The 2,898-nt window shown below is 62.1% G+C and carries 1 protein-coding gene and 1 pseudogene; one reads left to right on the plus strand and one right to left on the minus strand.

What is annotated here, in order from left to right; translation table 11 throughout:
• A pseudogene (locus ACGFIZ_RS34095) lies at positions 1-2,605 on the minus strand (hypothetical protein); the annotation flags it as partial.
• Positions 2,606-2,626: 21 nt separating this feature from the next.
• Between ACGFIZ_RS34095 and ACGFIZ_RS34100 the strand changes: the two are divergent.
• On the plus strand, positions 2,627-2,898 hold a 272-nt coding region (locus ACGFIZ_RS34100; RefSeq protein WP_393427414.1), incomplete at its 3' end, for a hypothetical protein.

The raw sequence follows: 2,898 nt of genomic DNA on the forward strand, positions 1-2,898 counted from the left end.
TGACCACGACGAAGACGCCGAGTTCCGATGCGGGCAGCCGCGGCCACTTCCCTACCCAGAAGATGACCTCCGTCCCAGGGGCGACCTGCACCTCCTCCCCACCGAACGTCAAGTCCCCCTTACCATTCTTACTGCTACCAACACTACGCCTCAGGGGGCGGGGCAATCTAAATTCTTTATCAATTTTGCCTTTGTAAGCCACTGAGTCGGAAAGATCCCACCGATTCCTCAACTCCCACAGCAATTTTCCGGACGCGAAGATCCCGCCGATGTCGTCCACGTCGAAAGCGGGGTTGACCACTTTCGCGTACAGGTTCTTTTCGGCTTCGCCGACCGTGGCCAAGATTTCCGCGAACATCATGGGTCGACCAATGGCGTCAAACCCGCTCTCGAGATAAATTCGGTTCGTCGCGGGAAAGTTGAACGAATCTCCGCCGGCCACGATGTCTGGCGGGAGATCGGGCTGGCGGGCTTTGACCCCGGCGCCCCCGCCGAGGTGTAGGCCCAATCGCCTACCACCCGCCGATTGCCTACCATAATTCTGCTTTCTTAGGGACGTCGTGGAGCGGTAGGACTCGACGAACAATGGGCGATCGGTTGTCCACGCCCAGCCGGGTGCCATTGTCTTCAGAGCTTTCAATTCGTCGGCAGTGAACTCGCGGCGGATCCTTCGGAAGATGGCGCTTTCGGTGCCGTCGGGCCGGGTGTACCGGATTTCGACAAAACCGACAACAACCCCTTTCCTAATCTCCCCGACAGTGACACCGACCTTATCACCCAGGCCAACAAGCCCATCGATATCATCGAGACGCACCTCCTGGCCGGCCAGCCAGATGCTCAACCCTGGCACCGGACGGGTGAACCCCGATATCTCCGGGTCATGCCGCACGGGGGTGGCCGGGACACGGATGGTGAATGGGGCGGCGAGGCCCGTTGGGCGCTGGTCTTCCCAGCCGCCCTGGTCCTTGAGATTGCGCAAGTATCGGAGGTGTGCGGCGAGTTCCTGGACCTGACTGTACGGGAAGGAGCCTTGACGGATGACCGCGAGGTCACGCCGGAAGGCATTTCCCAGGATACGCGAGTAGGCGCTGTCGCGATTCTTCTCCGCCTTGGCGATCGCATTTTGCAGCAGACGACGCGTCGACTCGAAGACCCCATCCAGTTCCCGCCGATTGCTGGGATCTATCTTTGCCTGGGGGAAGCCCGCAGCGATCCGGTCGGCGATGCCGGAACCGTCTTCGGCACGAGGTTTGACGAGGAAGTAAGCGCCCCTCCACCACAGGACCTGTTTCGGGACGACACCGTCACCCCACTGCTGGCCGATGCGGTACGGGGCACCGAACGGATGATGGACCTGCATCGGCCCCAACTTCTCGGCCGCCACATGGAAAGACACAAGCGTGAGTTCGTGAACCCCGCCACCTACGACCTTGGGGAACCAGTTCCGGTGCAGCGCCTCCCGCTCCTGCTCCGACACGCCCTCCGGATACGGAAGAATCTTCCTAAATTTCGACTCGGCACCCCGGGCGAGGTCGTCGGCCAGCTCACGAATCACCCACGCACGCAGTCCATCCAGGCTGCGGACCTTCAACTCCGCCAACTGGTCCCCAAAGGCGTCCAACACCGGCTGAAAGACCCCAGCCACCCCCGTGTCAAACCGCCGAGGATCGACGTCGAACACCTTGAGCGCCCACTCCTCGAAGAGTGTCGCCTGGTGGTCACTGGACACCACGGCCGACAACGTGGTGATCGCCTCAGCCACCTCCGGCTCCGGCTCCGGCTCCGGCTCCGGCTCCGGCTCTGGCTCTGGCTCTGGCTCTGGCTGCAGCCAATCCGATATCGACACATCGGGCAATACCGGCGAGTCATCCCTCAGGGCAGAGCTCGCCGGGCCAACACCAGACCGCTCACCTTCCGTCGAACCGGACGGCTGATTGCCGTGCGGAGCGCCAGGGCCGGCCGGGCGCCGTTCCAACGCCGGCCCACGCCGACGGCGCGGCCTCCGTACCAGCCCATCATCATCGGTGTGCCGAGGCTTCGAGGCTTGCCCAGTTTCCGACTCGGCTGGCATGTTCCCACGCAGTCTCCGGAGCGTTCCCATGAGCTCAGCGAACTTATCGATCGTCGGCCTCGCGTTTAAGAGCCGGTAGGCGTGTCGGTCATTGTCGCCGACCAACGGCGCCTTGACCACGACGAAAACGCCGAGTTCCGATGCGGGCAGCCGCGGCCACTTCCCTACCCAGAAGGTGATCTCCGTCCCAACGGCGACCTGCACCTTCCGCCCATCGAACGTCAAGCCCCCCTTACCAACACTGGCCGACAGGGGGTAGGGCAGATTATTCCGCGCCCTAATTGTGTCTTTGAAAACTTCTGAGTCGGAAAGATCCCACCGATTCTCGAACTCCCACCGCACTTTTCCGGGGAAACCGCCGATGTCGTACGCGGTGGGAGCGGGCTTGACCACTTCCACGTACAGGTCCTGTTCGGCTCCGCCGACCCTAGCCGAGATTTTCGCGACCACCATGGGTCGACCAATGGCGTCAAACCCACTCTCGAGACGAATTCGGTCCAGCTCGGGAAAGTCGAATTCACTGCCGTCAACCATGATGCCTGGCGGGACACCGGGTTGGCGGCCTTCGACCCCGACACCCCCGCCGAGCAATATGCTCAATCGCCTATTGTTTATGGACGTCGTGCTGCGGTAGGACTCGCTGAACAATGGGCGACCGGTTGTCCACGCCCGGCCCGGTGCCATTCTCTTCAGAACCTTCAACTCGTCGGCAGTGAACTCGCGGCCGATCCGTCGGAAGATGGCGCTTTCGGTGCCGTCGGGCCGGGTGTACCGGATTTCGACAAAACCGCCACCCCATTCCCCAAAAGTGACATTGACCTCATCAC

The organism is Micromonospora sp. NPDC048830 (assembly GCF_043198215.1).
Lineage (GTDB): Bacteria > Actinomycetota > Actinomycetes > Mycobacteriales > Micromonosporaceae > Micromonospora.